This window comes from Clavibacter lycopersici, from assembly GCF_003576405.1.
Taxonomy (GTDB): Bacteria; Actinomycetota; Actinomycetes; order Actinomycetales; family Microbacteriaceae; genus Clavibacter; species Clavibacter lycopersici.
In genome coordinates this window covers 25,112-31,894 of the sequence record NZ_QWGT01000006.1, presented here as the reverse complement: position 1 = coordinate 31,894, position 6,783 = coordinate 25,112, and the positions used below count along the sequence as shown (strand labels likewise).

At 72.3% G+C, this 6,783-nt stretch carries 6 protein-coding genes; 4 read left to right on the top strand and 2 right to left on the bottom strand.

Translation table 11 applies throughout. The annotated features are described in order from the left end of the window. A partial coding sequence (locus DZG00_RS01140; protein ID WP_119455317.1) for an endo-1,4-beta-xylanase occupies positions 1-1,866 on the top strand: 1,866 nt, incomplete at its 5' end. 139 nt (positions 1,867-2,005) lie between these two features. Next, positions 2,006-2,878, top strand: coding sequence for an SDR family oxidoreductase (locus DZG00_RS01135; protein WP_119455318.1), 873 nt, complete (start codon positions 2,006-2,008; stop codon positions 2,876-2,878). A 7-nt stretch (positions 2,879-2,885) separates the two neighbouring features. Here DZG00_RS01135 and DZG00_RS01130 read toward each other — a convergent pair whose 3' ends face one another. Further along, a complete protein-coding gene (locus tag DZG00_RS01130) occupies positions 2,886-3,635 on the bottom strand; it encodes an SAM-dependent methyltransferase (RefSeq protein WP_119381248.1) in 750 nt (249 codons plus the stop codon). A gap of 249 nt (positions 3,636-3,884) precedes the next feature. On the opposite strand from DZG00_RS01130, the gene DZG00_RS01125 reads away from it, so the two are divergent. Next, positions 3,885-5,354: a DHA2 family efflux MFS transporter permease subunit gene (locus DZG00_RS01125; protein WP_158586967.1), complete on the top strand. Its 1,470-nt coding sequence runs from the start codon at positions 3,885-3,887 to the stop codon at positions 5,352-5,354. 182 nt (positions 5,355-5,536) lie between these two features. Here DZG00_RS01125 and DZG00_RS01120 read toward each other — a convergent pair whose 3' ends face one another. Continuing rightward, complete coding sequence (locus DZG00_RS01120) at positions 5,537-6,277, bottom strand: NADPH-dependent F420 reductase (RefSeq protein ID WP_119381246.1); 741 nt, start codon at positions 6,275-6,277, stop codon at positions 5,537-5,539. 83 nt (positions 6,278-6,360) lie between these two features. Here DZG00_RS01120 and DZG00_RS01115 point away from each other — a divergent pair, with 83 nt between their 5' ends. Continuing rightward, positions 6,361-6,750, top strand: a complete 390-nt coding sequence (locus DZG00_RS01115; protein WP_119381245.1) for a MerR family transcriptional regulator — start codon at positions 6,361-6,363, stop codon at positions 6,748-6,750. Positions 6,751-6,783 lie beyond the last annotated feature (33 nt).

The window sequence follows — 6,783 nt, the reverse complement described above, 5'->3', positions numbered from 1 at the left end:
GTCGCGGGTGCGGGCGCCATCGCCGCCCCCGCAGCCCAGGCCGCCGACGCCGCCGCTCCCGCGGGCATCGGCTCCGACTTCGAGTCCGGGACCGACGGCTGGGCCCCGCGCGGCGACGGCGTCTCCATCGCGCCGAGCACCGTCGCTCACACGGGATCCGGCAGCCTGCTCGTGACCGACCGCACGATGGAGTGGCACGGCGCCGCCCTCGACGTGACGAGCGCCCTCGCCGTCGGCCAGCAGGTCGAGGTCACGGTGTGGGCGCGCCTGGCCGCGGGGGAGGAGCCCGCGTCGCTCAAGGTCTCCGTGCAGCGCGACACCGGCGGCGGCAGCGGCTACGACGGGGTGGCGGGAGCCGCCGCGCGCGTCACCGCCGACGCGTGGACGGAGCTCACCGGCACGTACACGCTCGGCGGCCCCGTCGACAAGGCGCAGGTGTACGTGGAGGGGACGGTCGGCGCCGACTTCCTCCTCGACGACTTCCAGCTGGGAGAGGCCGTGGCCACGCCCGTGCAGACCGACATCCCCGCCCTCAAGGACGTCCTCGGCGCCCGCGGCATCGAGCACGTGGGCGTCGCGATCGACGGCCGCGAGACCGTCGGCGCGGGGGCGGACCTCGTGAGCCGCCAGTTCGACGCGTTCACGCCCGAGAACGCCGGCAAGCCCGAGAGCGTCCAGCCGGTGGAGGGGCAGTTCACCTTCACGCAGCTGGACCAGCTGCTCGACTTCGCGGACTCGTCCGGCACGGACGTCTACTACCACGTGCTGTTCTGGCACTCGCAGACGCCCGCGTGGTTCTTCCTCGACGGCGACCGCCCGCTCACCGACAGCCCCGACGACCAGGCGCTGCTGAAGGCGCGCATGGAGGCGCACGTGAAGGGCATCGCCGACCACATCGCCGCGCGCTACCCCGACGGCGACAGCCCGATCTGGGCCATGGACGTCGTCAACGAGGTCATCGACGACGGTCCGAACGGGAACCCGCACGACATGCGCGACAGCCGCTGGTTCCAGGTGCTGGGGGAGGGCTTCGTGGACGAGGGCTTCCGCCTCGCCCGCGCGTACTTCCCGGGCGTGAAGCTCTTCATCAACGACTACAACACCGAGCTGCCCGCGAAGCGCGCCGACTACCTGGAGCTGATCTCCGCGCTCGTCGCCCGCGGTGCGCCGATCGACGGGGTGGGCCACCAGGCGCACGTCGACTTCGCCCGGCCCGTCTCGTGGCTGCGCGACTCCATCCGCGCGGTGGAGCGCATCGACACCCGCCTCCTGCAGGCGATCACCGAGCTCGACGTCAACGCGTCGAACCAGAACGAGGGCGCCGACGTGAGCGGCGCTCCCCAAGACCCGTACACGCCCGTCTACTCCGACGACGCGCAGGCCGGGGCCGAGGTCGGCTACTACTACCGCGACCTGTTCCAGATGATCCGCCAGCAGGCGTCGTCCATCGACTCGGTCACCTTCTGGGGCGTGAGCAACGCGCGCAGCTGGCTGCGCACGTGGCCGATCGCGCGCCCGTGGGAGCAGCCGCTGCCGTTCGACGACGACCTGCAGGCGGCGCCCGCCTACTGGGGCATCGTCGACGCGAAGAGGCTGCCGGCGCGTCCGGCCGACCTCTCGGCGCCGCGCATCGCGGACGTGGACGACATCACGGCCGTCGCCACGAAGGCCACCGGCGTGCGCGTCCCGTACACGCTGCCGTCGGCCATCGACACGCGCGACGGGAACGTGCGGGTGGTGTGCGCGCCGCCGCGCAGCGGGATCTTCCCCGTCGGCACCACCACGGTCACCTGCACCGCGAAGGACCGCGCCGGCAACGTCCGGACGAGCACCTTCGACGTGATCGTGACGCGCGCCGGCTCGTGATGCGCTGACGCATCGCACGACGCGGCCCCCGCCTCCTCGCGAGACGGGGGCCGCGTCGCGCGCGAGGATGGTGTCGAGCGATCGCGACGCGCACCGGATCCCGCCGGGCCGCCCGCCGCCGCACGGAGAGGCGACCACCATGACCACGCAGACCGACGTCATCGCCGTCACCGGCGTCACGGGCGCCGTCGGGGGAGCGGTGGCCCGCCGCCTCGCCGAGGCCGGGCTCCCGCAGCGGCTCCTCGCGCGCACGCCGTCGCGCGCACCGGAGCTGCCAGGCGCGACCGTGCACGAGGTGGCCTACGGCGATCATGCGGCCTCCGTCGCGGCGCTCTCCGGCGCGTCGACTCTGCTGATGGTGTCGGCCGCCGAGGACGAGCACCGGCTCGCGCAGCACGTCGCGTTCGTCGACGCCGCGGCGGAGGCGGGCGTCGCGCACGTCGTCTACACGTCCTTCGCGGGCGCGGCCCCCGATGCGACCTTCACGCTCGCGCGCGACCACCACGCGACCGAGGAGCGGATCCGCGCGTCCGGCATGGCGTGGACCTTCCTCCGCGACGCCTTCTACATCGACTTCGTGAGCCAGCTGGTCGGCGACGACGGCGTGATCCGCGGCCCGGCCGGCGACGGACGTGTCGCCGCCGTCACGCGCGCCGACGTCGCCGAGGTCGCGGCGACGATCCTGCGGGACCCGGCCGCCCACGCCGGCGCCACCTACGAGCTGACGGGTCCTGAGGCGCTGACGATGGCGGAGATCGCCGCGACCGTGGCGGCGGCCCAGGGGCGGGCGGTGACCTACCGGGACGAGACCCTCGAGGAGGCGCGGGCATCCCGCGCGGTGTGGCAGGCGCCCGAGTGGCAGCTCGACGCCTGGATCAGCACCTACACGGCCATGGCCGCCGGCGAGATGGGGCGCGTGAGCGGCGACGTCGAGCGGCTCCTCGGCCGGCGGCCCACGAGCCTGGGGGAGTTCCTGGCGGCGACGACCCCCGCATCCGGCGGACCGGCGTGAGCGCGCCTCAGCGGGAGGCCGACCGACCGAGGACCATGGTGAGGAACCCCAGAGTGCCGCGGTACCCGTCCAGCCACGCCCGCCGGTGCTCGATCGACGCGGTCATCACCTGCGCGCAGTCGGGGTCGTCGGGGTGCTCCAGGGCCCAGCGGGCGAGCGAGCCCGTCCACGACCACTCGTAGTCGTCCCACTCCCGCAGGGTGCTGACGTGCCCCTGCAGCGGGATCCATCCGGCCGCTGCGGCGACATCCACGGTGCCGGCGAGGCCCTCGTAGTCCTCCCGTCGGGCGCCGAGCAGATCCAGCACCGCCGGGGTGGGCGGGCGCTCCCAGAAGCACTCGCCCACGATCGCCCGACCGCCCGGACCCAGGTGCCCCTCCACCGCGGCCAGGGTCGGGGCGAGACCGTCGAAGGCGTGCGACGCTCCCACGCTGAGCACCACGTCGAACCGGTCGGGGAACCTCCACGAACGCGCGTCGGCGCAGATCAGCCTGAGGCGGGAGGAGAGGCCCTCGAGCTCGGCCTGTCGACGGACCCGGTCGAAGCCCGCGTCGGAGCGGTCGACGCCGACCGCGGTCAGCGACGGATCCAGGCGCAGGGCCCGCAGGAGCCACGTGCCGTCGCCGCACCCCAGGTCGAGGACGCTGCGCCGCCCGCCGACCGCACCGGCGAGGAGCCGATCGACGGTGTCGTCGCCGAGCGGCGACGCGATCGGATGCTCGGCGTGCGCGAGGTCGCTGATCCGGTCCCTGTCCATGGGGAGAGCGTAGGGCGGACCTCCGCGTCCGTCGGACACCCGGGCGCCGACTCCCGCGCGGCACGTGGTCCGCTGCCGGGCAGCTGACCGCGAGGTGCCGCGGGCCTCAGTGCGGCGCGCATGAGCTCAGCGGCGGCCGTCCGTGGACGGGTCCCCTGTCGGACAGGCGAACGCCCGGATGGGCTGGCCCTCGGTGACTCCGGCTGCGGACTTGACATTCACACTGATGTCACTGTTGATGATGGAGGGATGACCACCTCCCTTCATCCGCGCGAACAGGCGCGGGCCCTCGATCGCCTCCAGCCGGGCGACGCGCTCGTCCTCGGCCTGCTGATGGCGTCCACGTTCCTCGTCCTGCTCAACGAGATGCTCCTGGGCGTCGCCCTGCCCACCCTCATCGCCGACCTCGACATCACCCCGTCAGCTGGTCAGTGGCTGACGACCGGGTATCTGCTGACCCTGGCCGTCCTGATCCCCGCCACAGGCTTCGTGATGCGCCGCTTCCACCTGCGGACGATCTTCCTGACCGCGCTGTCGGTGTTCATCATCGGCACCGCGATCTCCGCGGCGGCTCCGTCCTTCGGGATCCTCCTGTCCGGCCGGATCGTCCAGGCCGTCGGGACGGCGGTGTTCCTGCCCCTGCTGATGACCACCGCCATCCGGCTCATCCCCGAGTCGAGGCGCGGCCGGATCATGGCGCTCGTGACCGCGGTGCCCGCCATCGCTCCCGCTGTGGGGCCGGCCGTGTCGGGCCTCGTGCTGACCTACTCCTCGTGGCGGTGGCTCTTCATCCTCGTGCTGCCGCTCGCCGTCATCGCGCTCATCGCCGGCGCCCTGCAGCTGAGGAACATCACCGCACCTGAGAGGGCGTCGCTGGACCTCGTGTCCCTGGCGCTGTCCGCGGTCGGGTTCGGCGCCCTGGTGCTGGGGCTGTCGCTGATCGGCGAGTCCGTGTCCGGCCACGCCCCGATGCCGCCGCTCATCCCGACCGTGATCGGCGTGGTCGGTGTCGCCGGCTTCGTGATGCGCCAGGTGGCGCTGCAGCGACGGGGGGAGGCGTTCTTGGACATGCGCATCTTCCAGAGCAAGGAGTTCGCCGTCGCGGCCGTGGTCATGCTCTTCGTGGCCATGAACGGCTTCGGCGTCGCGCTCGTGCTGCCGTTCGTCCTGACCGGCGCGTTGGGGCTGAGCACGCTCGCGATCGGGCTGTTCCTCCTTCCCGGCGGCGTGATCATCGCCGTCGTGTCCGCACTCGGGGGCCGCGTGTACGACCGGTGGGGGCCCCTGCCCCTGGCCATCCCCGGCGCGGTGCTCTGGGCGGCGAGCATCTGGTTCTTGAGCACCCTGGACGAGTCGAACAGCGTCTGGGCCTACCTCACCGGCTACCTCCTCATGACGGCAGGTCAGGCGATGATCTGGGGACCCGCGACCACGCTCGCCCTCTCATCCCTCCGCTCGGAGCTGCATCCGCACGGGACCGCGGCGTTCACGACCGTGCAGCAGCTCGCTGGCGCGGCCGGGGGAGCGGTCCTGGTGTCCGCGTACACGATCGGATCCGCAGCGACGAACGCGGGCGCGCTCACCGTGTCGCAGACGGTCTCCGCAGGACAGGCCGCGTTCACGACAGCCCTGATCATCGCCATCGCCGGTCTCGTCACGACGCTCTTCATCGGGCGCCGTCCCCGAGCCACTGCGAGCGACGCGGTCACCTCGCGCTGAGCGTCGAGCGCGCGGCGGGGCCTCGGCGCGGATCACCGGTCCGGTGGCCTGCGCGCGCGGAGTCGTCATGACCTGGCGAAGGGCTCCCTCCGGCTGGAGGGAGCCCTTCGTCTCGTACTGCGGCGGTCCGTCAGCCCAAGTCCTGGCCCGAGCCGTCAGCTGGGGCCGGTGGTCGGTGGGGCTCAGTGGATGGCGCGGTTGAGGCGCACGAGGTAGTCGCCGCTGACGCCTCCCTCGGCCTCCGCGCGCTCGGTCACGACGTCGATGACGAGATCGCGGCGACGTGCCGATCGGTCACGGTCGGCCTTCGCCAGTGCGGCGGGCATCTCCTCGGCGGCGAGGTCGGTGCAGTAGGCCGGCGTGCCGGGCTGCTGCCGCCAGGAGCCCGCCAGCGAGCCGGCGTCGAAGGCGTCGAAGCCGGTGTCCTCGACCAGCGACATCGCCAGCGCCTGCGCGTCCGCGTCATCACCGGCGACCGGGATGGCGATCCGCCCGGCGGTGCCCTTCGGGGTGCCGTGCTCGGCGAAGGACTGCGCACCGATCGCGTTCCACGCCTTGATCACCGTTCGCCCGTACTGCTCGCTGACCCACACGCTCTCCACCTGCCCGGCGTCGAGCTCCGCGATCGCCTCGTCGCGCATGGGGTAGTAGTTCGACGTGTCGATGACGGCCGCGTCCTCGGGGGAGTCGCGGACGAGCGGCGCGATGTCCGGGATCCGGTTCAGCGGCACGGACACGATGAGGGCATCGACCCCGGTCGCGACGTCGGTCGCATCGACCGCCCGTGCGCCCGTGCTGAGGACCTTGCCCGAGATGGTCTCGGGGCCGCGGGAGTTCGCGATGGACACGTCGTGCCCCGCTCCGGCGAGGCGCTGGGCGAGGGTGGCGCCGATCATGCCGGTGCCGATGATGCCGATCTTCATGGGGTCCTGCCTTCCGTCTGGTGGTCTCCCTCCAGTGTCGACATTGCCACTAGTGTGAAGGTCAAGGGAATACGGAGGAACGCGTGCGGATCGGAGAGCTGTCCAAGAAGACGGGTGTCGCCGCGCGCATGCTGCGGTACTACGAGGAGCAGGGCTTGATCACGCCCGAGCGGCTCGACAACGGGTACCGCGAGTACGGCGACTACCTCGTGGACCGGGTGAACAAGATCCGCGGCCTCGCTGACGCCGGCATCCCCTCGCGCATCATCATGGACATCCTCCCGTGCCTCGATCAGCCGCAGACGATCGTCGTGCGGAACGCGTGGCCGGGCCTCCGCGACACCCTGGTGCACGAGCGCGACCGCATGTCGGAGAAGATCGACTTCCTCATCCAGAACCGCGACGCCATCTCCAGCTACATCGACGCCATCGACGCCGCGAACACGGAGGCGCAGCTCAGCCGCGCCAGCTGACATCCGGGGGCCGGTGCGAACCGGACTTGACAT

Bases quoted from the DNA above. Each gene is read 5' to 3' on its own strand.
- DZG00_RS01135 (WP_119455318.1), top strand. From the start codon at position 2,006: ATGACCACGCAGACCGACGTCATCGCCGTCACCGGCGTCACGGGCGCC.
- DZG00_RS01130 (WP_119381248.1), bottom strand. From the start codon at position 3,635: ATGGACAGGGACCGGATCAGCGACCTCGCGCACGCCGAGCATCCGATC.
- DZG00_RS01125 (WP_158586967.1), top strand. From the start codon at position 3,885: ATGACCACCTCCCTTCATCCGCGCGAACAGGCGCGGGCCCTCGATCGC.
- DZG00_RS01120 (WP_119381246.1), bottom strand. From the start codon at position 6,277: ATGAAGATCGGCATCATCGGCACCGGCATGATCGGCGCCACCCTCGCC.